The sequence below is a fragment of the Rhizobacter sp. genome, assembly GCF_046595475.1.
Classification (GTDB): Bacteria; Pseudomonadota; Gammaproteobacteria; order Burkholderiales; family Burkholderiaceae_C; genus Rhizobacter.
Window position 1 is genome coordinate 1 of sequence record NZ_JBKJOQ010000007.1, and the last position, 24,923, is coordinate 24,923.

The following is a 24,923-nucleotide window of genomic DNA, read 5'->3' on the forward strand; positions in this document are numbered from 1 at the left end:
CCGCGCCTGCGCGCCATGCGGACCCGTGTTCCCGCGGTGCAGCGACATGCACTGCCGCACCGCCGGGCGCAGCGCCGTATCGGGCGGCGCGGCACCCGCCAGCACCGCACGGCAGCGCCCTTCGGGCAGTTCCGCGGCGCCGCCGGCGACCCGACTCAGTAGCTCTTGTACGACAGGAACTTGCCCGACATGACGATGTTCACGCGGTCGCCCATCGGGTGGGCCTCGCGCTGCAGATCCATCTTGAAGTCGATGGCGCTCATGATGCCGTCGCCGAATTCCTCGTGGATCAGCGCCTTGAAGGTGCTGCCGTAGACGCTCACCAGCTCGTAGAAGCGGTAGATCAGCGGGTCGGTCGGCACCGAGGTGGGCAGCGAGCCCTTGTAGGGCGTGACCTGCAGCCACTTCACCGCGTCCTCGGACAGGCCGAAGACTTCACCGAGGATGAGCGCCTGCTCGCGGTCGAAGGTCATCTGGCCCAGGCAGCCAGCCGTCACCCACTCCTTGCTCAGGCCGACCTTGGCGGCCACGTCGGACCATTTGAGGCCTTTGATGACCTTGGTGGAGATGATTTTTTCGGTGACGGCAAGACGGGTCATGGAAGCTCCTGTGTGTGGAAAGTGAACCTCTGAGCTGAAGCACGCGTTGTGCCCGCCTCATGAGCAGTCTATGGTGAATGAAGCCATGAAGCCCTCACCGAACACGCGCTTACCCAGCGCGGCCGGCTCTTGGGATCACTCCACGCGCACGAAGGTCTGACGCACATGGCTGCGGTCCAGCATGTCGAAGTGCCACCACTCGTTGTCGATGCCGTTGAAGCCACCGGCCGCCATCGCACGGCGCAGCAGCTCGCGGTTGCGCAGCTGCGCCGGCGTGAGCGCACCGCTTGCCAGGTGCTGCGCTTCGAGCCGCGGGTGCGACAGCTCGGTCATCACGTCGAAACCGGTGCCCATGTCGAGCTCGCGGCCGCTGGCGTCCACGAGGGTGGCATCGAGCGCCATGCCAAAGGAATGGATGGAGCCGCGCGCCGGGTCGGCCACGTACTCGCGCAGGCCCGTGCCGTCGAGGTAATCCCACAGCTCCACCTGTACGCGGTGGGGGCGCAAGGCGTCGAGCACCAGCAGCCGATGGCCAGGCGCGGCGCTCGCCACCTGCGCGGCGCCACGCGCCAAGCCATCGGCCGCCAGGTGGTGCAGCCAGGCGCAGTCGAGTGTGCCGTAGAGATCGCGGCCCACGAAGTTGCGCGTGCCGGCATAGCGCAGGTCGACTACCACGCCGGGGATGGACGAGAGCGGGCGAAAGTGGGGGTGGGTGGCGATGTGCTCGCAGCGCATGGGGTGGGTGCAGAGGTCTTTGCACAAGCATAACGACGCCCCGACGCGCCCGGGGTTCTCTCAGCGTTGCAGCCGCCGGTATTGCGCAAAATGGCGCAGCGCCCGCTGCGCTTGGCCTTGCTGCTCGTGCAAACGAGCCAGGTTGAAGTGTGCGTCGGCGCAGTCGGGGGCCAATGCCAGGCACTGCTGGTAGCTCGCGATAGCATCGTCAAGGCGACTCAAGTCTTCCAGCGCAATGCCGCGGTTGAAGTGCAGCATGGGCTCATCGGGCAGGTTCTCCACCACGCTCGCCAGCAGGGCGGCGGCATCTTCGCAGCGGCCTTGTTCGCACAGCAGGGCGCTGAGGTTGAGGTAAGCGTCGGTGTCGCCGGCATCGGCTTCGATGGCACGGCGGTAGGCCTGCTCGGCGCCGAGCTTGTCGCGGGCTTCAAGCGCCTGGGCTTGAGCGAACCAGTCTTCGCCAGCAGGCGCTGCTGCAGCGTCTGCTGGCTCAGGCGTGCGCTCCAGGATGGCCACGCCGCCAGCGCCCGAGGCGATGTCGAAATCCATCAACAACTGGCCCGACTCGGCGGCCCATTGGATGGAGCCGTCGCGCACCGCCACGTCGCTGCCGACTGCCGTGATGCGCAGCCCGGTGAGTGGTAGCTGGTCGGGGAGCGTGGCCTTCAGGTGCGACAGCGCGCGCAAGAGCTTGCGCGGCGGAATGTGCGCCGCGCGTAGGCGGTGCGCCGTGCGCAGCAGCACCACGTCTTGAAAGGTGAAGCGGTAGGCATTGCGCGGGCCGCGCGCAGGCGACACAAAGCCGGCGTTGATGAGGCCAGCGACCACGCGAGCGGGCAGGCCCAGCATCGACTGCACGCTGCGCAGGCTGAAGCTCGTGTCGGGCGCTGCTGGGGTGCTCACTTCCTCGCTCGGCTGCGGGCCGGCGCCGGCTCGGCCGCGCTTGCAGCAGCGGCGCGGCGCACTGGCTTGCGTTCTTTCGAGGCTTCGGCAGGAACGGGCGCAGCCTTGACCGGCACCGCCTTGGCAGCGCCCTTGTTGCCCAGGCTGGCCCGCAGCGCTTCCATGATGTCGATCACCTGGCCGCCGCCCATGGGCGCAGCCTCGGGGTGCTCATTGACCACGATTTTCTTGCCGCTGATCTTCTTGTCGATGGCGGCGAGGATGCGCTCTTTCTCTTCGTCCTTGAACTGTGCCGGGTCATAGTTGTCGACCGAAATCTGCTCGATAAGCTGGGTGGCCAGCTGCACCTCGGCCGCCGAGACCGCTTGGGTCTCGATGCCGATCTCTTTCATCGAGCGCACCTCATCGGCGTAGAGCAACTGCTGCAGCACCAAGCCTTCTGCGGTTGGGCGCACCTGCACCACGTATTGCTTGCTCTTCCATGCCCATTTGGCGAGCGCGCAGCGCTTGGTCTTGCGCATGGCTTCCATCAGCAGCGAGTAGGGCTTGGCGCCGCGCTTGTCGGGGCCGAGGAAGTAGGCACGGTCGTAGTAGATCGGGTCTACGGCCTTGTCGGGCACGAAGGCCACGATGTCGATCACGTGGCTCGCCTCGGCTTCCAGCGCCTTCAGCTCGTCGGGCGCGAAGATCACGAAGCGGTCGGTCTCGAACTCGTAGCCGCGCACCATGTCGGCACGCTCCACCACTTTCTGCGTCTTCTGCGAAATGTATTGCTGCTTGACGCGCGAGCCGTCTTTGTCGAGCAGGTTGAAGCCGATGGCGCCCGAACTCTCGGTGGCCGAATACACCTTCACCGGGATGGAAACCAGCCCGAAACCGAGGGTGAGCGAGGCGATGGAACGGGCGGCCATGGTCGTGGGCGCGTTAAGTCTTGTGCGACTTCAGGTGCCGCTCCACATCGGCGGCTTGCGGACCGGCAGCTTTCACCGCCTGCTGCAATTGCTCGGCAGAGATGCCGAACTTGCGCGACCAATATTGCACTTCATGAACCTCTTTGAGGCTGATGCGCGAGCGATCGGGCTCGCCGCGGTTTTTCAGATCGTCTGCCATGGGCTTCTCCTGAGTCTTGGTATCAGGAAAGGCTACGCCCGCGCACTCATCAGCGCCGTCAGGGATGGTGCGCATCGCGTGTAGGACTTTGCGCACGCCGGCACCGCCTCATCGCTTCCAAAAATACGCCGCGGAACTGTCGATCTCTACGGCCCTCGAACGTCGTGTCACGACAGCGCACCTCTTTTTCGGAAGCTGCGTTTTGTTTATTCCAAAGGAGATGCCATGTTCTACATAGACGGGTTTGTCGTGGCCGTGCCCACGGCCAAGAAGGAGATCTATCGGCAGCAGGCTCAGGAGGCGGCCGCAGTGTTCAAGGAGCACGGAGCACTCACCATCGTCGAAGGCTGGGGTGACGACGTGCCCGAAGGCAAGCTCACCTCGTTTCCCATGGCCGTGAAGCGGGAAGAAGGCGAGACGGTGGTCTTTTCCTGGGTCACCTGGCCGTCGCGCAGCGTGCGCAACGCCGGCATGGCCAAGGTCATGGCCGACCCACGCATGCAGAGGGAAATGGCCTTCGACGGCAAGCGGATGATCTACGGCGGCTTCGAGGCCATCGTCAGCACCTGAAGGCCTGCACGCCTGACACGCAGCGAAAAGAAACGAAACAAACCGATCCCTGCGTGAAAGGACAACGCAGCCCAGCGCCTCGACCATCCTTCTCATGTTCAACCGACTGAGAAGGATTCCCCATGAGACCTTGGATCAAACGCACGCTGATCGGCGTGTTCGGCGCTTCGGTGCTGATGGGCGGCGTGGCCGCATGCTCACATCGCATGCACCATGGCCCCTGGGGCGGCCACATGACCGAGGCCGAGCAGGCCAAGTGGCGTGAGCGCATGGTCGATAGCGCGGGCCGCAAGCTCGACCTCGACGCGGCGCAAAAGGGCAAGCTCGCCATCCTGGCCGAAACGCTCAGCGCGCAGCACAAGGCCATTGCCGCCAACGGCGGCGAGCCGCGCAGCGCCTTGCAGGCGGTGCTGGCCGGAGCCCAGTTCGACCGTGCCCGTGCGCAGGCCCTGGTCGACGCCAAGGCCACGGCGGTGCGCGAGGCCTCGCCAGCGGTGATAGCCGCAGCGGCCGATTTTTACGACAGCCTGAAGCCCGAGCAGCAAAAAAAGGTGCGCTCGGTGCTGGAGCGTGGAGGCCGCCATGGCTGGCGTGGCTGACGCTGCCGGCGCGGTGAACGCGGTCACCGCCCGGCCGGTGTCGGCGGTGCCGACGGCCGCGCTGCGCTCGGGGCTGTTGGCAGTGCCACCGCCACTCGTCGCGCTCACGCTTGCCGGCGCGGCGCTCGCCGCACACTACGCACTGTGGGGCGCCACGGCGCCGTTTGGCCGCGTGGCACTGGCAGGCGCTTCGATAGCCGGGTTGGGCCAGGCCTGGGTGCTCTGGGCCTGGGCGCACTTTCGGGCGGCGCGCACGCCGCTGCGAACGGCCGACATGCCGCTGCAGCTGATCGAGGAAGGCCCGTACCGCTACGGGCGCAACCCGATGTACCTGGGCATCACGTTCATGCTGCTGGGCACCTCGCTGGGCTTGGGCGCGCCGCTGCTGGCACTGAGCGCCGGCTTGTTTGCGGCCACCGTGAGCGGCGCGCACATCCCGCACGAAGAGGCGCAGATGCTCAAGCGCTTTGGTGGCTGGTACCGCGACTACACCGCCTCGACCCGGCGTTGGCTTTGATGTGTCAGCATCGTGCCCATGCACCGCATCTTGCTGATCGACGACGACGAAGAGCTCGCGCCGCCGCTGGCCACGTACCTCAAGCGTTTCGACCTGGCGCTCGACAGCGCGGCGCGCCCCAGCCTGGGCCTGGCGCGGCTGGCGGCGCAGCCCTATGACGCCGTCATCCTGGACGTGATGCTGCCCGAGATGGACGGCTTCGAGGTATGCCGCCGCATACGCCATGACAGCGACATTCCAGTGCTGATGCTCACTGCGCGCGGCGACGTGACCGACCGCGTGGTGGGCCTGGAGCTGGGTGCCGACGACTACCTGCCCAAGCCCTTTGAGCCACGCGAGCTGGCGGCGCGGCTGCAGACGATCTTGCGGCGCCAGCGCAGCCCGGGCGGTGAAGCGGGGCGCAGCGGCAAGCTGGTGTTCGACGGGATCGAGATCGACCTGCTGCGGCGTGAAGTGCGCCGCCAGGGCGAGCTGCTGGAGCTCACGGGCACAGAGTTCGAGTTGCTCACCCTGCTGGCGCGCGAGCCGGGCCGCGTGTTCAGCCGCGATGAAATTCTCAACCGCCTGCGTGGGCGCGAGGCCGACCTTTTCACCCGCGCGGTCGACATCCTCATCAGCCGCCTGCGCCGCAAGCTGGAGCCGCTGCCGCTGATCAAGACCCTGCGCAACGCGGGCTACACCTTTGCCGGTGTGCTGCGCCCGTGATGCGCCGCCGGCAACGCGCTTGGCAGGCGCATCTGCACGCACACAAGCGCTGGCACCAGCGCTTCAGGCACTCGCTGCGCTGGCGGCTGGTGGTGCTGTTTCTCATGCTCGCCGCAGGCACGGTGGTGGTGTTTGTCGTGGGCACACGGCTGGCCCTGAGCGGTGGCTTCGAAGTGCTGGTGAAGCCCCTGCTCTCCGACTACGTCGACCGCCTCGCGGCCGAAGTGGGCTCACCGCCCGACGTGGAGCGCGCCAAAGCGCTGGTGGCACGACTGCCGGTGTCGGTGCGCATCGACGGGCCAGTCGTGCAGTGGGACTCCCGCCCATTGCACCGCAACGGCTGGGACGAGTGGCACGACGACGGCCGACACGGGGGCAATGGGGGCATGAGCAACATGCTGACCCGCACCACCGCCGACGGCCACCGCATTCAGTTCGGCCTGGGCGAGGTGGTGTGGCGCGACAAGCATCCCTGGCTCGGGCTGGTGCCGCTCATCGGCCTGCTGCTGCTCACGCTGGCCGCCTACGCCACGGTGCGCCGCATCTTCCGCCCGCTAGACGACATACGCGCCGGCGCACTGCGCTATGGCGAGGGCGATTTCAGCCAGCCCATCCCCTTGCGGCGCCGCGACGAGCTGGGCGACCTGGCCGAGCAGGTGAACGCGATGGCCACCGGCCTGCACGGCATGCTCAAGGGCCAGCGCGCGCTGCTGCTGGCCATCAGCCACGAGCTGCGCTCACCGCTCACGCGGGCGCGGCTCAACGCCGAGCTGTCGGCCGAAGGCGCCGAGCGGCAGGCGCTGCTGCGCGACCTGTCGCTGATGAGCGAGCTGATCACCGACCTCTTGGAAAGCGAGCGCCTGGCGGCCGGCCCGGCTGCACTGAAGCGCGAGGCCACCGACCTCAACACGCTGGTGCAAGAAGTGGTGGCAGGCGGGTTCAGCGAGCAGGCGGTGCGCCTTGATCTGGCTGAAGACCTGCCGCCGCTGATGCTCGACCGCCCCCGCGCCACGATGCTGGTGCGCAACCTGATCGACAACGCCTGTCGCCACGGCGCCGGCACGGGCGAGCCGGTGACGGTCAGCACGCAGGTCGATGGCGAGTTTGTGCGCTTCGCCGTGCGTGACCATGGGCCTGGGGTGCCTGACGACCAGCTGTCGCGGCTCGCCGAGCCGTTCCACCGCCCCGACACCGCCCGCACCCGCGCGGCGGGGGGTGTGGGTCTTGGCCTGTACCTGTGCAAGCTGGTGGCGCAATCGCATGGCGGCATGCTGGCGCTGCGCAATGCGACGCCGGGGTTGGAGGCCGAGGTGCGCTGGCCGGTGTGAGGTAAGCCCTGGCCAGCGCCGCCAGCGGCGGCGATATTCTTGTCCTGCTGTCGAAACCCGGCTGCCAGCCCCGTCATTGTCAGGCGAGGCAAATTCGCCTTGCGCTCACGACCTCACGGAGAACCACCATGCAATACATGCTGCTGATTTACGCTGACGAATCCATGATGCCCGCGCCCACGCCCGGCCAAACCGTGCAAATGCACCCGGCCTATGTGGCCTACACCCAGGCCTTGCACGACGCCAAGGTGTGGCGCGGCGGCGACCGCCTGCAGCCTACGGCCAACGCCACCACAGTGCGCATGGTCGACGGCAAAACCGAGGTGCTGAACGGCCCTTACGCCGAAACGCGAGAGCAGCTGGGCGGCTACTACCTGATCGACGTGCCCGACCTCGACGCGGCGCTGTCATGGGCGGCGCGCTGCCCCACGGCGAGCATGGGCGGCCGCGTCGAGGTGCGCCCGCTGTGGTTGATGCAGTAACCGCAGCTGCACGCACTACCGCCGAGGCGGTGGCGCGCCGCAGCTACGGCAAGTTGATCGCATTTCTGGCGGCGCGCACGCGCGATGTGGCGGGGGCCGAAGACGCGCTGTCGGAGGCCTTTGCGTCGGCGCTCGCCCACTGGCCCACGAGCGGCGTGCCGCACAACCCTGAGGCCTGGCTGCTCACCGCCGCACGCCGCAAGATGATCGACGCCGCGCGCCAGCGCCACACGCAAGACGGCACGGCCGAGCAGCTGGCGCTGTTCGCCGAGCTGGCCCCGTGGAGCGACAACACAGGTGACGACGTGCACATCCCCGACGACCGGCTGGCGCTGATGTTTGCCTGCGCGCACCCCGGCATAGAGCTCGGGGTGCGCGCGCCGCTGATGCTGCAGGTGATCCTCGGTTTCGACGCGGCGGCCATTGCGTCGGCATTCCTGGTGGCGCCGGCGACCATGGGGCAGCGGCTGGTGCGGGCCAAGGCCAAGATCCGCCACGCCGGCATTCCGTTTCGCGTGCCCGACGCGGGCGAGCTGCGCGACCGCCTGGGGGCCGTGCTCGAAGCCATCTACGCGGCTTATGCCGAAGGCTGGGTCGACCCCGCGGGTACCGACCTGCGCCGGCGCAACCTGGCCGAAGAGGCGATCTGGCTGGGCAGCCTGGTGGCCACGCTGCTGCCGCAAGAGCCCGAGGCGCTGGGGCTGCTGTCGCTGATGCTGCATGCCCATGCGCGGCGCGACGCACGGCGTGACGGGCAAGGCGGCTACGTGCCCCTGGCCGCGCAAGACGTGTCGCGTTGGGATGGCCGCATGATCGAAGAGGCCGAAGCGCTGCTGTCGCGGGCGGCGGTGCAGGGTGCCGTGGGCCGCTACCAGCTGGAAGCGGCAATCCAGTCGGCGCATGGTGTGCGGCGCCGCACCGGCCAGGCTGATTGGCCGGCCATCGAGCAGCTGTATGACGCGCTGCTTGCCATGACGGGCTCGCCGGTGGTCGCCATCAATCGGGCCATTGCAGTGGCCGAGACGCGCGGGCCGGCCCTTGCGCTGGCCTTGCTCGATGAACTGGCCGGCGATGCACGGCTGGCGCAGTACCAACCTTATTGGGCCGCGCGGGCAGGCTTGTTGGCACGCGTGGGCGACCTGCCTGCCGCCGACCGCGCCTATCTGCAGGCGATGGGGCTGGAGCCCGATGCCGCGGTGCGCAAGTTTCTGCAGCAACAGCGCGCCGCACTGGCCCCACGGTCTTCAGAGTAGCCCCAACAAAGCCGGGCTTTTCAAATGATCGAGAAACGGCAACCCCTTTAGAATCGCACCCATCCAAGGCGCAAACCGACCGCACGATTGGGCGGACACACGGGAACCCGTAACCCAGCGCCGAAGTGAGACCGTCAGGGCCGCGTACACGATTGAGTGACTCGCCGCTTTGCCCGGAAGACCGAGCCCGCCACCAGAAATGGTTGCGGGCTTTTCTTATGCCTGACCTTGCATGCTTTCGTTACGACACCATGCCGACCAGGGCGTCGACGATGACCGCTTGGCTGCTCGGCCGCACCAGACGTGACACTTCTCGCCCGTCGCGCAAGAAGACGAGCGTGGGCCACAACTTCACGCCGAACGAGCGCCCGAGGGGGCGGCCCGAGCCGTCTTCCACCTTCAGGTGCTGCACGTCAGGGTGCGCGGCCAAGGCTTGCTCCACGAGCGGTTGCGCGGCGCGGCAATAGCCACACCAAGCGGTGCCGAACTCGAGCACGACGGCGCCTTGCAGCGCATCGACCTCGCTGCGTGAAGGGGCAGTGTTGGCGTCATCACGGGGCATCGTCATGGTGGTGTGCGCAGATGCGTTTTGTAGCAACCGCGACAGTCTAGAGAAGGTGGCGCGAGCGTGCTTTTGCTCACGATTTCTCCACCCCCGCGGCAGTCTCTTTTCCCTAGCATTCACGCCGTGAAAGCCATGGCGCACGGGTGCCCGGCACAGCGCGGGAATCACGATGCGTTTTGGTTGGAAGGCCCTCATCGGGCTGCTGGTGGCGGGGTGTGCGGCCGTCTCGCCGACAGGCGCAGCGGCGTCGTCGCCTGACGCGTGGCCTGCCACCGAGCCGGACACCTCTTCCGTCACGGCACAGGCCCTCACGCCCGACGTCCGCTACTTGCTGCAATGGGCGCTCGAAACGGGCGACCCCCATCACCAACCGTTTGCCGTCGTCGACAAAAGATCGGCGCGCATCTTCGTCTTCGATGCCAAAGGTGAACTCGTCGGCGCGGCCCCTGTGCTGCTGGGCCAGGCGGTGGGCGACCACACGCTGCCCAGCGTGAGCGACGAAGAGGTGTCGCAGCTCGCACTCGCCAACCGCACCACACCGGCCGGTCGCTTCGCGTCGCAGCCCGGGCGCAACCTCAGCGGCGAGGCCATCGTGTGGTTCGACTATGCAGCGGCACTTGCGATTCACCGCGTGCGCCCCGGCGCCACGCACGCACGGCGGCTGGCAAGTCTGACAACCGCCACACCCGCCGACAAGCGCGCGTCGCTGGGCTGCGTGGTGGTCTCGCCCGCCTTCTATGAGACGGTGCTGCAGCCCACGCTCGGTCAACGGCGGGGTGTTGTCTACGTGCTGCCCGAGCGTCAGCCGGTGCAGGCGATGTTCGGCCGGCCGCAGCCGGTTGCGCACGCTCCCTGAGATCGCCTCGACCCGAAGGTCAGCGCGAAGACAGGGCTTGCGACGACACCGGGTGCGAAAGCACCCACGACATGGTCACGCTGCCATGATGGGTTCGAGACCCCAACCGTCAATCGTCGCGGCCGCCAAAGATGCCCAGCAGGGCCAGCAGTGACTGAAACACGTTGTAGATGCTCAGGTAGACGCCCAGCGTGGCGGTGATGTAGTTGGTCTCATGCCCGTCTTGCACGCGCTTCAGGTCGTACAAGATGAAGGCTGAGAAGATGCCGATGGCCAGCACCGACAGCGAAATCATCAGCGCGCTCGACTGCAGGAAGATGTTGGCGATGCCCGCCACCAGCAGCATGATCGCTCCGATGAAGAGCCACTTGCCCATGGCCGACAGGTCGCGCTTGATGATGGATGAGAGCGTGGCCATGCCGAGGAATATGGCACCCGTGCCGGCAAACGCCGTCATCACCAGGCCCGCGCCATTGGCAAGGCCGAGCACCGAGCCCACCAGGCGCGACAGCATCAAGCCCATGAAGAAGGTGAAGCCCAGCAGCACCGGCACGCCGGCGGCGGAGTTCTTGGTCTTTTCGATGGCAAACATGAAGCCAAATGCACCGACCAGGAACACCACCAGCCCGATGCCGGGCGACATGGCGCGGGTGATGCCGGTGGCCACACCGATCCAGGCACCCAGCACCGTGGGCACCATCGACAGCGCGAGCAGCCAATAGGTGTTGCGCAGCACCTGGTTACGTTGCTGCACCGAGCTGTTACCGCCAGCGTATGCAGATTGAAGGTCGTAGTCCATGGAGAACTCCTTGGTTGGTTGAACGTGAAGGAAGAAAGAATGAGTTCGGATCAAGAAGCGGTGGCCAGCGCGCGGCGCTTGCCACGCGCGCGGATGTTGAGCGCCTCCACACCGAGCGAGAAAGCCATGGCGGCATAGATGTATCCCTTTGGCACGTGGGCGTCGAAGGCCTCGGCGGTGAGGGCCATGCCCACCATCACCAGAAAAGCCAGCGCCAGCACCTTGACCGACGGGTGCTTGTCCACAAAGTCACCGATCGGCTTGGCAGCAAACAGCATCACCGCCACAGAGGTGATGACGGCCGCGACCATCACGTTCAAGTTGTCGACCATGCCCACCGCGGTGATCACCGAGTCGAGCGAAAACACGATGTCGATGATGGCGATCTGGCCCACGATGCCCCACAGCATCTTGCGGCCGGCAGCCTTCAAGGCCACCGGGTCGCTGGGCGCCGGGGGCCCGGCCTGGTCACGCGCTTCCACCTCGATGAAGATCTCGTGCGAGGCCTTGTAGAGCAGGAACAGGCCGCCCAGCAGCAGCACGATGTCGCGCCCGCTGATGCCTTGGCCGACCAGGTTGAACAAGTCGCTCGTCAAGCCCATCACCCAGCTCAGCGAGAACAGCAGCAACAGCCGGCTGAGCATGGCAAAGCCCAAGCCGAGGCGGCGGGCCAGGTCGCGCTGTGCAGCGGGCAGGCGGCCGACGAGGATGGAGATGAAGATGATGTTGTCTACGCCCAGCACGATCTCCAGTGCGGTGAGCATCGCAAAAGCGATCCAGAGGTTGGGGTCGAATAGGAATTCCATGCATGGCAATCTACGCAACGCAACACTTCGCGTAAAGTCGTCATTTCAGAAGAACGACTTCGCGTAAAGCGAACTGTTGCAGGGCACACGCATGAACTTCAAGCACCTGTACTACTTCTGGGCCACGGCCAAGGCGGGCGGCATCATGCGGGCCGGCGAGCAGCTGCACACCACGCCGCAAACGCTGTCGGCGCAGATCAAGCTGCTTGAAGAGCGGCTGGGCTGTGCCCTCTTCCGCAAGCGGGGCCGCCACCTGGAGCTGACCGAAGAAGGCCGCACGGCGCTGGGCTATGCGGACCAGATCTTCGCGCTGAGCGCCGAGCTTGAAGGCGCCATCGGCAAGGCGCGCACCGGTCCAGCGGCGCTCGACTTTCGGGTGGGCATTGCCGACCAAGTGCCCAAGGCCATCGCTTACCGGCTGATCGAACCGGCGCTGCGCGTCTCGGGCGTGCGCCTGATCTGCCACGAAGGCAAGATGCAAGACCTGCTGGCGCAGATCTCGGTGCACCGGCTCGACCTGGTCATCGCCGACGAACCCATGGGCAAGACGGTCAGCGTGAAGGCCTTCAACCACGCGTTGGGCACCACGGCCATGAGCTTTTTTGCCACGCCCAAGCTGAAGCAATCACTCAAGGGAAAATTCCCTCAGTGCCTGGATGGCGCGCCCATGCTGTCGCAAGGCGCGGCCTCGGCCATGCGGCAGCGGCTCGACATCTGGCTGGCCGAGCAAGGCCTGCACCCTCGGCTGGTCGGCGAGTTTGACGACGCGGCGCTGATGAAAGCCTTCGGCCGCGAAGGCCAGGGCGTGTTCATGTCACCCACGGTGCTGGAGGCCGAGACCTGCGAGCAATACGGCGTCAAAGTGCTGGGCCGCACCCCCGCGCTGGTGGAAGAGTTTTTCGCGATCTCGGTCGAGCGGCGCATCACCCACCCTTGCGTGGTGGCGATCACCGAGGCGGCGCGCGGGCGCTTCCTCAGCTGACGACCCCGTGCTCAGGCCTGCATGAGCTCTTGCCGCACCGCATAGAGGGCGAGCTCCACGTCCCGCAAAGGCCTGCACGGCCAAGCGCTCACGCGCTACGCGGCCGGCGCCTTGCGCGGCCTGAGCTTGGGCCACACCATGTTGAGCGCCAGGCCGCAGAGCACCAGCGCCGCGGCCCCGAGCTTCCAGCCCGGCAGTGGCTCGGCCAACATCATGCTGGCCGCCGCCATGCCAAACACCGGCACCAGCAAGGCCATGGGCGTGATGCTCGCGGCCGGGTGGCGGGCCAGCAGCCAGCCCCAGGCGGCGTAACCGAAGAGTGTGTTGCCCACGGCCTGCCACGCCACGGCCGCCCAGGTGGCGGCGTCGGCATTGCGCACACCGGCATCGATGGCCGGCCAGCCCTCGAACACCAGCGACAGCGCGAGCAGCGGCGGCACGGCAGCGGCGCTAGACCACACCACATACGACAGCATGTTGATGTCACCGGCGCGCTTGCTGACCATGTTGGCGCAGGCCCAGCTGAAGGCCGCGCCTAGCACCATCAACAGGCCCAGCACGCTGGTGTCACCGCCCGTGTGCGCGCCGATCACGGCAATGCCACCGCCCCCCAGCAACAGCGCCAACCACTGATAGGGCTGCACGCGCTCGCGCGCCACGCGCATGGCCAGCACGATGGTGAAGAAGACCTGCGTCTGGATCACCAGTGACGCAAGGCCGGGCGAGATGTTGCCCTTCATCGCAAGGTAGAGCACGCCGAACTGGCCCACGCCGATCAGCAGGCCGTAAGCCACGAGGTTGCGCCACGACGCAGCTGGCCGTGGCAGAAAGAGCACGGCCGGGAAGAAGGCGAAGGTGAAGCGCAAGGCCGCGAACAGCAGCGGGGGCAAATGCGCCAGCGCAAGCTTGATGACGACAAAGTTGGTGCCCCACACGGCCACCACCGCGAGTGCCAGCAGCAGGTGCCGCCAGGGCGGTGTGTGGTGGGTCGTCAACCCCGCGCCCTGGCCGCGTTCATCCGAGCACCACCCTGCTTTGCCCGCCGGCCTTGGCGTTGAGCAAGGCATGCTCGGCGCGCTGCACCGTGTCGGCCACCGTCTCACCTGCGCGGTGCTCGGTCACACCGGCCGAGAAGCTCATGTGCAGCGACACCCCTTGCGCCTCCACCTGCAGCGCCTTGATGCGCTCACGCAAGCGTTCCAGGCTGATGCGGCCGAGCGAGGCGCGGGTGTTGGACAGCATCAGCAAGAACTCTTTGCCATCCCAGCGGCACAGCAGGTCGGAGATGCGGATGGCGTTGAGCGCCTCATTGGCAAAGCGCCGCAGCAGCTGGTCGGCAAACGCGTGGCCATGCTGGTCGTTGATCTGGCGGAACTCGTCTATGTCGATCACCGCGATGCAAAACGACTGGCCCGAGCGCACGCCGCGCTGGCGCTCTTGCTCCATCAACTCGAGCATGTGGCGGCGGTTGATGAGGCCGGTGAGCTCGTCGCGCGTGGCCAGCTCTTGAATGCGAGCGAGCGCAATGGCGATGTCTTTTTTTTGCCGGCGCAGGCGGTCGCGCAAGCGGCTCAACTGGCCGGCCAGTACCGCGATGGCCGGCACCATGACGGCGATCATGATGAAGTGGCCCCACTCCACTTCTGGCTCGAAGACCGCGGGGTTGCGGTAGCTCATCGCCGCCATCGTGATGCCGAACACCGCCACCGCGAAGAAGCTGGTGCGCAGCACTGTGGCCGGCGCCAACGAGTACATGCTGAACATGAAGATCACCATCAGGATAGGGAAGGCGCTGCCGCGCCCGCGGCCCGCGATGGCATACGCGACCGCGCTGCACACGATGGCAAACACCATCTGGGCCACAGTCAGCGAGGGGTCCTCGAAGCGCAGGTTGCGCCCGCTGCGGATGGTGATGAAGAACAGCGCGAAGCCGCCCATCAGCACCAGCGTCCACCAGGCGGTGGGCACCGCCGGCGCGAGGCCGGCCCACACCAGGTACTGCATGTTGAGCACGCTGCCCAGCACCAGCAGCATGGCCGTGCCGCACTGCACCAGCCGCAAGCGTTGCTTGGGTTCGGTGCCGAGCAGGCGGTCGGCCAGGTGGTGCAGTGGCGACATCAGCGCGACCTTGGCTTGGCGGTGTGCAGGTGGTTCAGCGGCAAGGCGGCACCAGCCTTCACCTCACCCAGCGAGAAGCTGGTGTGTATGTCTTTGACGTTGGGCAAATTGAGCAAGGTCTCGATCGAAAAACGAGAGAACGCGTCCAGGTCAGTCGCCATGACTTGCAGCTCGAAAGTGCCGGTGCCTGAAATGTAGTGGCAGGCGATCACCTCAGGCAATTTGCGGATGGCGTCTTCGAGAGCGCGTGTTGCTATTCCGGTGTTGCGGTCGGCGTCTACTCGCACGAAGGCCAGCACGCCCAGGCCGATCTTGCGGCGGTCGATCTCGGCCCGATAACCAATGATGAAGCCCTGGTCTTCCAGCCACTTCACACGCCGCCAGGTGGGTGCGGCCGACAAGCCTATGCGCGCCGCCAGCTCGGCATTGGACAGGCGTGCGTCTTGTTGAAGCTCGCGCAAGATGAGCACGTCGTAGCGGTCCAGGTCGTTGCCGTGGGGTTCAGCCGCGTCGTCGGCGGGTTTGCTGGTTTTCCCTGGGAACGGCTTTTTGAGCGTCATTTCATCTCCAGATGCCGGTTTGGAGAAAGATTATTGCCGCAATGCCACGATGGGCGACTCACAAGGAAAGGACATCCAGGGCCCAACTCTCTACACTGACTCGTCAAAATCAGAGGCGTTCCGCGGTCACAAGCTGCAGCAACGCACTTCACCAGGAGTTTCAAAAAGCCATGAATGCACCGCTACCGGAATCGATCCGCAAAGCCCTGGAGAGCGTGACGCTCGACGACAAGTATTCGCTGCCCACGGGCCAGGCTTTCATGAGCGGGGTGCAGGCCCTGGTGCGGCTGCCCATGTTGCAGCGCACACGCGACGCAATGGCGGGCCTGAACACCGCCGGCTTCATCAGCGGCTACCGCGGCTCGCCGCTAGGCACCTACGACCAGGCGCTGTGGGCAGCCAAGAAACACCTGGCGGCACAAAACATCGTCTTCCAGCCCGGCGTGAACGAAGAGCTGGGCGCCACCGCGGTGTGGGGCACGCAGCAGCTCGACCTCTACCCCGAGAGCAAGAAGTTCGACGGCGTATTCGGCATCTGGTACGGCAAGGGCCCAGGGGTCGACCGCTGCTCTGATGTTTTCAAGCACGCCAACATGGCGGGCACCGCGAAGCACGGTGGCGTGATCGCACTTGCCGGCGACGATCACATCGCCAAGAGCAGCACCGCCGCGCACCAGAGCGACCACATCTTCAAGGCCTGCGGGCTGCCGGTGTTCTTCCCGTCCAGCGTGCAAGACATTCTTGACATGGGCTTGCATGCATTCGCCATGAGCCGCTTTGCGGGCGTGTGGTCGGGCATGAAGACGATTCAAGAAATCGTGGAGTCGTCGGCCAGCATCAGCGTAGACCCCGACCGCGTGAACATCGTGCTGCCCGAAGACTTCGTGATGCCCGAGGGCGGCCTGCACATACGCTGGCCCGACGCGCCGCTGGAGCAAGAGGCGCGGCTGATGGATCACAAGTGGTACGCGGCGCTGGCCTATGTGCGCGCCAACAAGCTCAACCACAACGTGATCTCTGGGCCTAACGACCGCTTCGGGCTGATTGCTTCGGGCAAGGCCTACAACGACACGCGCCAAGCCCTGCACGACCTGGGCTTGAGCGACAGCGACTGCCGCCGCCTCGGCATACGCCTGCACAAGGTCAACGTGGTGTGGCCACTAGAGGCCACCATCACACGAGACTTCGCGCGTGGCCTGCAAGAGATTCTGGTGGTCGAAGAGAAGCGCCAGGTCATCGAATACCAGCTGAAGGAAGAGCTCTACAACTGGCGCACCGACGTGCGGCCCAACGTGCTCGGCAAGTTCGACGAAGCCGAAGGCGACCAGAGCGGCGGCGAGTGGTCGCAGCCCAACCCGGGCAGCAACTGGCTGCTGCGCGCGCAGGCCGACCTCACGCCGTCAATCATTGCGAAAGCCATCGGCAAGCGCCTGAAAAAGCTGGGCGTAGACGCCGACACGCGGGCCCGCATCGATGCCCGCCTGGCACTGATCGACGCCAAGGAGCGCGCGCAACAGACGATGAGTGTGGACAGCGGTGACCGCCTGCCCTTCTTTTGCAGCGGCTGCCCGCACAACACCAGCACCAAGGTGCCCGAAGGCTCGCGCGCGGTAGCCGGCATCGGATGCCACTACATGGTGGTCTGGATGGACCGCAGCACCAGCACCTTCACCCAGATGGGCGGCGAAGGTGTGCCCTGGGTCGGGCAAGCGCCCTTCACCACCGACCCGCACATCTTCGCCAACCTGGGTGACGGCACCTACTTCCACAGCGGCAGCCTGGCCATACGTCAGAGCATCGCGGCGGGCGTGAACATCACCTACAAGCTGCTCTACAACGACGCAGTGGCGATGACCGGCGGCCAGCCTGTGGGCGAGCGGCCCGAGGGCCACTCGGTGCTGCAGATCATGAACAGCCTGAAAGCCGAAGGCGTGAGCGCCCTGTGCATCGTGACCGATGAGCCCGAGAAGTACGACGGCGTGGCGCTGGCCGAAGGCGTGACAGTGCACCACCGCGACGAGCTCGACCGCATCCAGCGCGACTACCGCGAACTGAAAGGCACCAGCGTCATCATTTACGACCAGACCTGCGCCACCGAGAAGCGCCGCCGCCGCAAACGCGGCACGCTCGTCGAGCCGAGCAAGCGCGTGGTGATCAACGAGCTGGTGTGCGAGGGCTGTGGCGATTGCTCGGTGCAAAGCAACTGCCTGAGCGTGGAGCCGGTCGAGACCGAGTTCGGCCGCAAGCGCCGCATCAACCAGAACAGCTGCAACAAGGACTACTCCTGCGTGAAGGGCTTCTGCCCGAGCTTCATCACGGTGGAAGGCGGGCAGATCAAGTCGGCGAAGAAGGGCCAGGCCGAGCGGCCCAACCCGTTCTCGTTACCCGCCCTTCCCGAGCCGTCATTGCCGCGCACGGACACAGCCTGGGGCATCGTGGTCGCTGGGGTCGGCGGCACCGGTGTCATCACCATCGGCCAGCTGCTGGGCATGGCGGCTCACATCGAGGGCAAGGGCATCGTCACGCAAGACTCGGCCGGCCTCGCGCAAAAAGGCGGCAGCACCTGGAGCCACATCCAGATCGCCGAGCGCCTGGACGCGATCTACACCACCAAGGTGGGTCTGGCCGAAGCCGACTTGGTGATTGCCTGCGACCCCATCGTCGGCGCCAACAAAGCCACGCTGGCCGTGATGCGCGAGGGCCGCACCTACGTGGCGCTGAACACCCACGGCTCGCCCACCGCGGCCTTCGTGAGCAACCCCGACTGGCAGTTTCCGCAGGCGAGCTGCGAAGCGGCCATCGGTGCAGCCGCCGGGGCGTCGCATGTCGGCATGTTTGACGCCGACCAACTGGCGGTGCAACTGGTGGGCGACTCGCTCTACACCAACCCGTTGATGCTCGGCTACGCCTGGCAGCAAGGCCGCGTGCCGCTGAACCACGCCTCGCTGATGCGCGCGATCGAGCTCAATGGCGTGCAGGTCGACAACAACAAGGCCGCCTTCGAGTGGGGGCGCCGCGCGGCGCACGACCTGGCCGCCGTGAAAGCACTCACGCAAACGGCGCAGGTGATCGAGTTCGTGCGCAAGACCTCAGGGCTCGAAGACCTGGTTGCCAAGCGCGTGGCCTTCCTCGCCGACTACCAGAACCCAGCCTATGCGGCGCAGTACCAGGCCTTTGTCGAGAAGGTGCGCGTGGCTGAAACACCATTGAACAACAGCAAGCTCAGCGAAGCCGTGGCGCGTTACCTCTTCAAGCTGATGGCCTACAAAGACGAGTACGAGGTGGCGCGTTTGCACACCGACAAGACCTTCCTCGACAAGGTGGCCGGCCAGTTCGAAGGTGACTACAAACTGCACTACCACCTGGCACCGCCACTGCTGGCGAAGAAGAACGACAAAGGCGAGTTGCAGAAGCAATCGTTCGGGCCCTGGATGCTCAGCGCCTTTCGCGTGCTGGCCAAGCTCAAGGGCTTGCGCGGCACCGCCTTCGACGTGTTTGGCTACACCGAAGAGCGCAAGACCGAGCGCGCCTTGATCGCCGAGTACCGCAGCAGCATCGATGAGCTGCTTCAAGGCCTCAATGCCGGCAACCTGTCATTGGCCGTCAGCGTGGCCAGCATCCCCGAAGACATCCGTGGCTACGGGCATGTGAAGGCGCGGCACCTGGTGGCGGCTCGCACGAAATGGGATGGGCTGATGACGCAGTGGCGCGCAGGGGATCGGCGGGCCGCTTGAGCTACGTTGCGAGTGCTGCTGATAGAGGGAGCGGTGCGCGAAAGCGGCAATCCACCACACGCCTCAAAACTGCATAAACACCAGCCCGAGTGCAAAGCTCTTCTGGCGGAAGTTGTAGTCGGTGAGCGTTTCGCCATAGCCACTGAAGGCCTGCACAAACCAGCGCAGGCCGTTGGGCTGCATGCGGTTGACTGGGTAGGTCCACTCCAGCTGCAATGCGCCGTACTTCGGGCCTTGCACTGAAGTGCGAAACAGCAGCGAGGTGGTCGAGGCCCCCGGCGTCCAGCCCAGCTGCACCTCGCCCCGCCCCCGAAAGTCCACCAGGTCGGGGTTGTTGTCGCTGGACAGGTGCTCGTTGAAGCGCTGCGACAGGCGGCCGATCACCGTCCAGTCGCCGCGCTCCATGCCGGCACCCGCGTAGACGCGGTTCCAGCTGCGCGACAGCGGGTCGGATTGACCGTTGGACTGGTGGGCGATGGCGAACTGGGTATAGCGCCACTGCCAGCCCCAGGGCAACGCACGCAGGCCTGGCTTGGTGGGCAAGACGAAGGCCGCCTCGGGCTCGTAATCGGTGTTGCGAAAGGGCTTGGAGTCGCGCCCATTCCAGATCTGCCACATGGCCTGCTGGGTGAAGGCGACCCAAAGATCACCACCGCTGTCGAACACGTTTTGCAGCACCTTGGTGCGCAGCGAGATCTGGAACTTGGCTTCGACGCTGCGGTAGTTGGGTTGCTGCACCGGCGTCTGCGTGGGCGACTGCGGCGCACGGTTGATGCGGCTCGTCTTGTGCACCGGCGCCACGTAGTTGGCGCGGTAGCCCAGCAGGTTGAAGGTACCGCGCTTGTCGGCTGCATCGAGCTCCCAGTACTGCGACAGCAGGCTGGTGTCAGGGCTCAGCTCGTTGGCGGCAGCAATGGCCACGCCTTTGGGCGCCATCTGCGAGGTGGCAAAGGGCACCTCGGCCGGTGGTGGGGTGGGCAGCGCGCGACCGGCCAAGCGGTCGTAGCAGGCAAGCCGGTCGGAAGGCGCGCCGATGGCGGCGCACTCCTGCAAGGTGGGGGGTGTTTGTGCCACGGCTGGCAAGCCGATCAGCAGCAAGGCCGGCGCAACAAGAGCGGAAGCGAAAGTGCGTGAAAGATTCGACAAGGGGCGACAGGGCGAGCTGAGCAGCCGCGATGGTAAGGGCGACCCATTGGTGCGATCATTTCGCCCATGAACACCCAAGTACAAGAACTGGTCGAGATGCTGCAGGTGGAGCAGCTGGAGCACAACCTCTTTCGCGGCACCAGCGGGGACATCGGCAGCCCGCGCGTCTTCGGCGGCCAGGTGTTAGGCCAGGCGCTGATGGCGGCCGCGCTAACGGTAGAGCCTGGGCGCAGCGTGCATTCGCTGCATGCCTACTTCCTGCGGCCCGGCGACAAGGCCGCCAAGATCGTCTACGACGTAGAGCGCATACGCGACGGCGGCAGCTTCACCACGCGGCGTGTGGTGGCCATACAGCATGGCCAGCCCATCTTCAACTTCGCAGCCTCGTTTCACGTGAAGGAAGAAGGCCCGCAGCATCAGGCCACCATGCCGCAGGTGCCGCCGCCCGAGGGCCTGATCAGCATGCACGAGCTGCGCCGCCAGAACATTGCGCGCCTGCCCGAGCGCATGCGCGCGGTGCTGCACGCCGAGACCGCCATTGACATCCGCCAGTGCGAGCCCTTCGACCCCTTCGACCCGCCCACGCGCGGGCCCAACAACAACTCTTGGTTCCGCGCCTCTGACCGCCTACCCGACGACCCGGTGTTGCACCAAGCCATGCTGGCCTACTCGTCAGACTTTGGCCTGCTACATGCTGCCCTGCTGCCGCACGGGCTGAGCTTCATGAACGGCAGTGTGCAGGGCGTGAGCCTGGACCACGCCATGTGGTTCCACGACGATTTCCGCATGGACGAGTGGCTGCTCTACGCCACCGACTCACCGGCGGCACACGGCGCGCGGGGGTTTTGCCGCGGCAGCATCTTCACGCAAGACGGGCGCCTGGTCGCCTCGGTGGCGCAAGAGGGGCTGATGCGGCCTCAGCCGGTGAAGCCCAAGGCTTGAGAGACGTGGCGGATGTGGCGAGGTTTTGAGACTGCGCCCACCGCCATATCACCGAATCACTTGACGCGATCGCCGTACTTGACAGTCCGCAGCGCGCCCGATTCGAAGCGCAGCGTCGTCATGAACTGCCCGCGTCCGGGGTTGTAGGTCCACTCCTCCACCTGCTCGCAAGGCAGCACGTTGACCGAAGACGCCGCCGGCTGCGGGAATTGATCGGCCGGCTTGCAGAACGCGTCCTTCGCCATCGGTTCGCCGCACTTCTGCAGCACCGAGGCCTTGTTGTCACCCACCTGGGCGAGGTCGTTCTTGCAGCGCATGGTCTGCGTCTGCGCCTGCGCCAAGCCGCTGGCGAGCACGAGGGCTGCGCCGCACAGGGCGATTCGAATCTTCATGGGGTTCTCCGGGGTGACAGCAGGGCAGCGCGGCGTTCGAGGCTCTCGGCCGGCCAGAGTTCCGACGCCTTGTAGTACTCGTCCACCACCGGCGTGCCGGGTGGCAGCACGACCCAGGGCTGCTTGGTGGTGGTGAAGATGTGGACGTCGGGCGGCCAACGGTCGGGCTCGTCCAGCGTGCCCACGCGCAGAAAACTCAGCGCCTCACCTGCGCCCGCGTAATGGCTCCACACCGTCACGCGGCAGGTGGGGCAGCGGCAGATGGTCTGGCCGCGTCCGCTGGCCGATGGGGTGTGCACCCGCTCGACCTGGCCGCTCAGCAGCTGCAGGCGGTCGGCTTCGATCATGGCGTTGAGTGCAAACGAGGCACCGCTCTCGCGCTGACACCAGCGGCAATGGCAGCAGTTGACGAACATCGGGCTGCTGGTCATGCGGTAACGCACCTGGCCGCAGGTGCAGCCGCCGTCGAAAGAAATGGATGCTGTCATTCGAGCCTCGCAATGGAATGGTGAAGCGCAATGGCATGTTCGACGCCCCAGCGGGGGCTCGTCAATGCCTGGATGCCCCGCTCGGCCAGCTGCTCGGCGGCCGGTGCCATAGAGGCCTGTGCCAGCACCACGGCTTCTTCGGCTGTTGTGGCCTGCGCCACCGCGGCCACGATGGCGGCGATGTAATCGCCCTGTCGGCCCGCCTGGAAATGCGCCCAAGCGCCGTCGACCACGAGGCTGCGGATCTCGATCGCCCGCCCCAGCCGCTGGGCCGATGATTGCAGCAGCAAGGTCGTGGGCTGCAAGGTGCTGGCCAAGGCTGCGACCAGCAACACCGCAGGCCCGCGGCGCACCGCTTCATCGGCCATGGCGCGGTCTATGCGCGTGGTGCGTTGGGCACCGGGCGTGTCGGCTTGCTCGGCAATGCCGCCCAGCGTCGAGCAGGTGCAGACCACCACCGTCGCGCCGCCAGTGCGGGCCTCGGCCAGGGCCGCGTGCACACGCTGGACCAAGGGCGGGCTGTCGATGCCTTCCACCTGCGCATCGGCCAGCAAATCTTCACGCACGCTGTGCATCACGCGCAGCCGGGGCGCCAGCATGCGCATCAGCGCGTCGAAGGTCGGCACGTGAACGGGCGAGGTGTGCAGGAAAGCAATGTCGTGCATGAAAGCTTGGACGCGTCAGGTCGAAGCGGCCAATGTAGCCCGGCCTCAGAACGACCACGTGCCCGCCACATACACCGTGCGACGCACCGGCAGCTGCGCGGCCACCGACTCGTCGGGGCCGCCATTCACGCGCCAGCCGGCGTCCACGCGCACACGGTCGCCTTGCCAGCCCAGCGCGGCGGTGAGCACACGGCCTCCATCGGCCGGCATGTAGAGCGCATCGAGCGCGGGCTGCCAGCCTTCGTGGTCCCACGACACGCGGGCAAAGACGTTGTTGCGCCGCAGGCTCTGGCCCCCGCTGAAAGCCCGCGCCTGCCAGCCCAGGTTGCCCGCCACGCCGCGGCGTAGCGCATCGGGGCCGCCTGCGAACCAGGTCTGCGCGAGCTGGTGGTTGCGCGCGTTCCAGGCGTCCCACTGTGCGTTGGATGCAGCCGTGCTGTCGTACCACCACTCGGCCATCAGGCTGATCTTGTTTTCGGCCGTCCAGGTGGCGCCCACGAGCGCCTGGGCCGTCTTGCCCTGGGTGATGGTGCGGTAGGGGCTGCTGCTCGCCAGGCCTTGCACCCCTGCGTCGAAGGCGAGCACGTCGGCACGCTCGGCTGCGCGCCCCGAGGCGTGCACTTCGAGGCTGTCGCTTGCCACCCACGACACCGCGCCGCCCACGCTCACGCGGGTGTGCTGCCCATAGCGCGCAAAGCCGTGCCAGTCGGCCTCGCCCACGTGGCGGTAGACGCGCGCAGCCAGCGCCTGCTCGTCGCCGCCAATGGCGTTGGCGGCGTCGCTGTCACCGACGCGTTGCGGGTTCACCCACACCAGCGACCACGCGGTGTGGGCATCGAAGTGCTCGGCCTGCACCACAGCGCGGCCTTGCGGCGTGCTGCTGAGCAGCGTGCGGCGGCGCTCTTGCTGCACGATGTCGTTGGGGCGAAAACCGTAGCCCACATCCCAGGCGACGATCTTGCGGCCGGCGCTGAGCTGCCAGCCGTCCGCATCGCCCGAGGCATAGAGCTCGTTCACCGTGCCGTCGCTTTGCCACACGCCGCCTTCGGCGCGTTCGCTGCGCCACGCCACGGCCGCGCTCAGCATCTTCCAGCGGCCGCGCAGTTCGCTCTCGATGTCACCGGAACTCGCCGGCAGGGGAATCAACTCAGGCGCGAGTTGCGATGCTTGCGCCAGCGGGCCGTTCGACGCGGCGCGGCGGTCGTCCCAGCGGGCGCGCACCTGGCCGCTGTAGTCTGCGTCGGCGCGCGCTTGCGTCACCGCGCCGGCCGCGAGCAAGGCAGCGAGCAGCTTGAAAGAGGTGTGCATGGCGTGGCTCAGTCCAGGCTCGGGTTGCGCGCCAGGAACATTGGGTTCAGCCAGGCCTCTGGCACTGCGCGCTCCTTGCGGGCCAGGTAGCGCACGCGCGTTTCCTTGTGATTGCTCAACTGGTCTTGCAGCACCATCTCGGCCACCGCGGTGGGCGCCGAGGGCTTGTCCATCACGAAGCGCGCCTGCTTGGCGAGCTTGTCCGACTGCACATAGAGATCAGCCTTGATGGGCTCGTGCCTGGGCTTGCCTATCCACAGCTCAATGCGCTGGTAGGTCACGCCCTTGCGCGCGGCCGTGAGGCTGAGGTGTGTGCAAGGCAGCGCGCCGCAGCTCTCGTCGCCCACCAGCGTGGCGCTGTAGTCGTCGGCCCAGCTCATGGTGGCGATGTCGCCGGTAGACGCATCGCCCAGCAGCTTTTGCATGGGCGTGATGCGCAGCGGGCGTTGGCTGTTGGGCATCAGCAGCCAGAAATCGTCGGCCAGCATCAGCACCTTCTGGCCTTTCTCCGCCGGGCTTTGCATCAGCACCAGCGACTGGTGGTTGGCCTGGGCAAACACCGTGTAGCGACGCTCCTTGTCGGGCGAACCATCGGTGTTGAAGGTGTTGATCTGGGTCTCGACCTGCATGTTGGTGGCGCTCACGCGGTAGCGGTCGGTCGCCTTGAGAAGGTCGGTCGTGCCTTGGGCCTGGGTTTGCAATGCGGCCAAGCTCAGAGCAGCCATAGCCAATGTGCGATTCGGATTCATGGGGTAGTCCTT

The 24,923-nt window shown here is 66.4% G+C and carries 28 protein-coding genes; 11 read left to right on the top strand and 17 right to left on the bottom strand.

All coding sequences use genetic code 11. The features are described from left to right. Positions 1–155 precede the first annotated feature (155 nt). The 5 genes from cynS to AC30QB_RS01315 form a co-directional block, all read right to left on the bottom strand. Positions 156–599 carry a cyanase gene (cynS, locus tag AC30QB_RS01295; RefSeq protein WP_489544375.1) on the bottom strand — a complete coding sequence of 148 codons (444 nt, stop codon included), beginning with the start codon at positions 597–599 and terminating at the stop codon, positions 156–158. A 135-nt stretch (positions 600–734) separates the two neighbouring features. Continuing rightward, positions 735–1,334 (bottom strand): M15 family metallopeptidase, encoded by a 600-nt coding sequence (locus tag AC30QB_RS01300; protein ID WP_489544376.1) that lies wholly within the window; start codon positions 1,332–1,334, stop codon positions 735–737. Between the two features lie 60 nt (positions 1,335–1,394). Then, positions 1,395–2,237, bottom strand: a complete 843-nt coding sequence (locus AC30QB_RS01305; protein WP_489544377.1) for a tetratricopeptide repeat protein — start codon at positions 2,235–2,237, stop codon at positions 1,395–1,397. After that, positions 2,234–3,148, bottom strand: coding sequence for a non-homologous end joining protein Ku (gene ku, locus AC30QB_RS01310; protein WP_489544378.1), 915 nt, complete (start codon positions 3,146–3,148; stop codon positions 2,234–2,236). Before ku ends, AC30QB_RS01305 begins: the two co-directional genes overlap by 4 nt. Positions 3,149–3,161: 13 nt before the next feature. After that, the gene (locus AC30QB_RS01315; RefSeq protein ID WP_489544379.1) at positions 3,162–3,347 is read right to left on the bottom strand and encodes a DUF3606 domain-containing protein; all 186 of its coding nucleotides are present in this window, start codon (positions 3,345–3,347) and stop codon (positions 3,162–3,164) included. Between the two features lie 225 nt (positions 3,348–3,572). Between AC30QB_RS01315 and AC30QB_RS01320 the strand changes: the two genes are divergently transcribed. The 7 genes from AC30QB_RS01320 to AC30QB_RS01350 all read left to right on the top strand — a co-directional run bounded on the left by AC30QB_RS01320 (position 3,573) and on the right by AC30QB_RS01350 (position 8,801). Beyond that, positions 3,573–3,917, top strand: a complete 345-nt coding sequence (locus AC30QB_RS01320) for a DUF1428 domain-containing protein (protein WP_489544380.1) — start codon at positions 3,573–3,575, stop codon at positions 3,915–3,917. 122 nt (positions 3,918–4,039) lie between these two features. After that, complete coding sequence (locus AC30QB_RS01325) at positions 4,040–4,516, top strand: Spy/CpxP family protein refolding chaperone (RefSeq protein WP_489544381.1); 477 nt, start codon at positions 4,040–4,042, stop codon at positions 4,514–4,516. Beyond that, entirely contained in the window at positions 4,500–5,033 is a 534-nt protein-coding gene (locus AC30QB_RS01330) for a methyltransferase family protein (protein WP_489544382.1), read from the top strand. The genes AC30QB_RS01325 and AC30QB_RS01330 overlap by 17 nt, the downstream gene beginning before the upstream one ends. Before the next feature lie 18 nt (positions 5,034–5,051). Then, positions 5,052–5,738: a response regulator transcription factor gene (locus AC30QB_RS01335; protein WP_489544383.1), complete on the top strand. Its 687-nt coding sequence runs from the start codon at positions 5,052–5,054 to the stop codon at positions 5,736–5,738. Next, positions 5,738–7,066, top strand: coding sequence for a sensor histidine kinase (locus AC30QB_RS01340; RefSeq protein ID WP_489544384.1), 1,329 nt, complete (start codon positions 5,738–5,740; stop codon positions 7,064–7,066). Before AC30QB_RS01335 ends, AC30QB_RS01340 begins: the two co-directional genes overlap by 1 nt. A 128-nt stretch (positions 7,067–7,194) precedes the next feature. Continuing rightward, entirely contained in the window at positions 7,195–7,548 is a 354-nt protein-coding gene (locus tag AC30QB_RS01345; protein WP_489544385.1) for a YciI family protein, read from the top strand. Continuing rightward, positions 7,533–8,801: an RNA polymerase sigma factor gene (locus AC30QB_RS01350; RefSeq protein ID WP_489544386.1), complete on the top strand. Its 1,269-nt coding sequence runs from the start codon at positions 7,533–7,535 to the stop codon at positions 8,799–8,801. The genes AC30QB_RS01345 and AC30QB_RS01350 overlap by 16 nt, the downstream gene beginning before the upstream one ends. Positions 8,802–9,042: 241 nt before the next feature. Here AC30QB_RS01350 and AC30QB_RS01355 read toward each other — a convergent pair whose 3' ends face one another. Beyond that, positions 9,043–9,369, bottom strand: a complete 327-nt coding sequence (locus AC30QB_RS01355; protein WP_489544387.1) for a thioredoxin family protein — start codon at positions 9,367–9,369, stop codon at positions 9,043–9,045. Between the two features lie 166 nt (positions 9,370–9,535). Here AC30QB_RS01355 and AC30QB_RS01360 point away from each other — a divergent pair, with 166 nt between their 5' ends. After that, a complete protein-coding gene (locus AC30QB_RS01360; RefSeq protein ID WP_489544388.1) occupies positions 9,536–10,222 on the top strand; it encodes a L,D-transpeptidase in 687 nt (228 codons plus the stop codon). 109 nt (positions 10,223–10,331) lie between these two features. Here the strand turns inward: AC30QB_RS01360 and AC30QB_RS01365 are convergent, their stop codons facing one another. Beyond that, positions 10,332–11,021: a Bax inhibitor-1/YccA family protein gene (locus AC30QB_RS01365; RefSeq protein ID WP_489544389.1), complete on the bottom strand. Its 690-nt coding sequence runs from the start codon at positions 11,019–11,021 to the stop codon at positions 10,332–10,334. Between the two features lie 50 nt (positions 11,022–11,071). Next, positions 11,072–11,827 (bottom strand): TerC family protein, encoded by a 756-nt coding sequence (locus AC30QB_RS01370; protein WP_489544390.1) that lies wholly within the window; start codon positions 11,825–11,827, stop codon positions 11,072–11,074. A 91-nt stretch (positions 11,828–11,918) separates the two neighbouring features. Here AC30QB_RS01370 and nhaR point away from each other — a divergent pair, with 91 nt between their 5' ends. Then, a complete protein-coding gene (gene nhaR, locus AC30QB_RS01375; protein ID WP_489544391.1) occupies positions 11,919–12,809 on the top strand; it encodes a transcriptional activator NhaR in 891 nt (296 codons plus the stop codon). A gap of 95 nt (positions 12,810–12,904) precedes the next feature. On the opposite strand, the gene AC30QB_RS01380 is transcribed toward nhaR, so the two are convergent. Genes AC30QB_RS01380 through AC30QB_RS01390 form a run of 3 tightly spaced genes read right to left on the bottom strand, consistent with a single transcriptional unit; the run spans position 12,905 to position 15,487 of the window. Next, positions 12,905–13,804, bottom strand: a complete 900-nt coding sequence (locus AC30QB_RS01380) for an EamA family transporter (RefSeq protein ID WP_489544392.1) — start codon at positions 13,802–13,804, stop codon at positions 12,905–12,907. Between the two features lie 19 nt (positions 13,805–13,823). After that, a complete protein-coding gene (locus AC30QB_RS01385) occupies positions 13,824–14,927 on the bottom strand; it encodes a GGDEF domain-containing protein (protein WP_489544393.1) in 1,104 nt (367 codons plus the stop codon). Continuing rightward, complete coding sequence (locus AC30QB_RS01390; RefSeq protein WP_489544394.1) at positions 14,927–15,487, bottom strand: Lrp/AsnC family transcriptional regulator; 561 nt, start codon at positions 15,485–15,487, stop codon at positions 14,927–14,929. The genes AC30QB_RS01385 and AC30QB_RS01390 overlap by 1 nt, the downstream gene beginning before the upstream one ends. A gap of 170 nt (positions 15,488–15,657) precedes the next feature. Here AC30QB_RS01390 and AC30QB_RS01395 point away from each other — a divergent pair, with 170 nt between their 5' ends. After that, entirely contained in the window at positions 15,658–19,221 is a 3,564-nt protein-coding gene (locus AC30QB_RS01395) for an indolepyruvate ferredoxin oxidoreductase family protein (RefSeq protein WP_489544395.1), read from the top strand. A gap of 63 nt (positions 19,222–19,284) precedes the next feature. On the opposite strand, the gene AC30QB_RS01400 is transcribed toward AC30QB_RS01395, so the two are convergent. After that, positions 19,285–20,295: a phospholipase A gene (locus tag AC30QB_RS01400; protein ID WP_489544396.1), complete on the bottom strand. Its 1,011-nt coding sequence runs from the start codon at positions 20,293–20,295 to the stop codon at positions 19,285–19,287. A gap of 138 nt (positions 20,296–20,433) precedes the next feature. On the opposite strand from AC30QB_RS01400, the gene tesB reads away from it, so the two are divergent. Further along, complete coding sequence (gene tesB / locus AC30QB_RS01405) at positions 20,434–21,309, top strand: acyl-CoA thioesterase II (RefSeq protein WP_489544397.1); 876 nt, start codon at positions 20,434–20,436, stop codon at positions 21,307–21,309. Between the two features lie 56 nt (positions 21,310–21,365). Here tesB and AC30QB_RS01410 read toward each other — a convergent pair whose 3' ends face one another. The 5 genes from AC30QB_RS01410 to AC30QB_RS01430 are packed head-to-tail and all read right to left on the bottom strand — an operon-like array spanning position 21,366 to position 24,911. After that, positions 21,366–21,701, bottom strand: a complete 336-nt coding sequence (locus tag AC30QB_RS01410) for a DUF2845 domain-containing protein (RefSeq protein WP_489544398.1) — start codon at positions 21,699–21,701, stop codon at positions 21,366–21,368. Beyond that, positions 21,698–22,189 (bottom strand): GFA family protein, encoded by a 492-nt coding sequence (locus tag AC30QB_RS01415; protein WP_489544399.1) that lies wholly within the window; start codon positions 22,187–22,189, stop codon positions 21,698–21,700. Before AC30QB_RS01415 ends, AC30QB_RS01410 begins: the two co-directional genes overlap by 4 nt. Further along, complete coding sequence (locus AC30QB_RS01420; protein ID WP_489544400.1) at positions 22,186–22,854, bottom strand: Asp/Glu/hydantoin racemase; 669 nt, start codon at positions 22,852–22,854, stop codon at positions 22,186–22,188. The genes AC30QB_RS01415 and AC30QB_RS01420 overlap by 4 nt, the downstream gene beginning before the upstream one ends. 45 nt (positions 22,855–22,899) lie before the next feature. Continuing rightward, entirely contained in the window at positions 22,900–24,162 is a 1,263-nt protein-coding gene (locus AC30QB_RS01425) for a hypothetical protein (protein WP_489544401.1), read from the bottom strand. 8 nt (positions 24,163–24,170) lie between these two features. After that, positions 24,171–24,911 (bottom strand): outer membrane lipoprotein-sorting protein, encoded by a 741-nt coding sequence (locus tag AC30QB_RS01430; protein WP_489544402.1) that lies wholly within the window; start codon positions 24,909–24,911, stop codon positions 24,171–24,173. Positions 24,912–24,923: the final 12 nt, after the last annotated feature.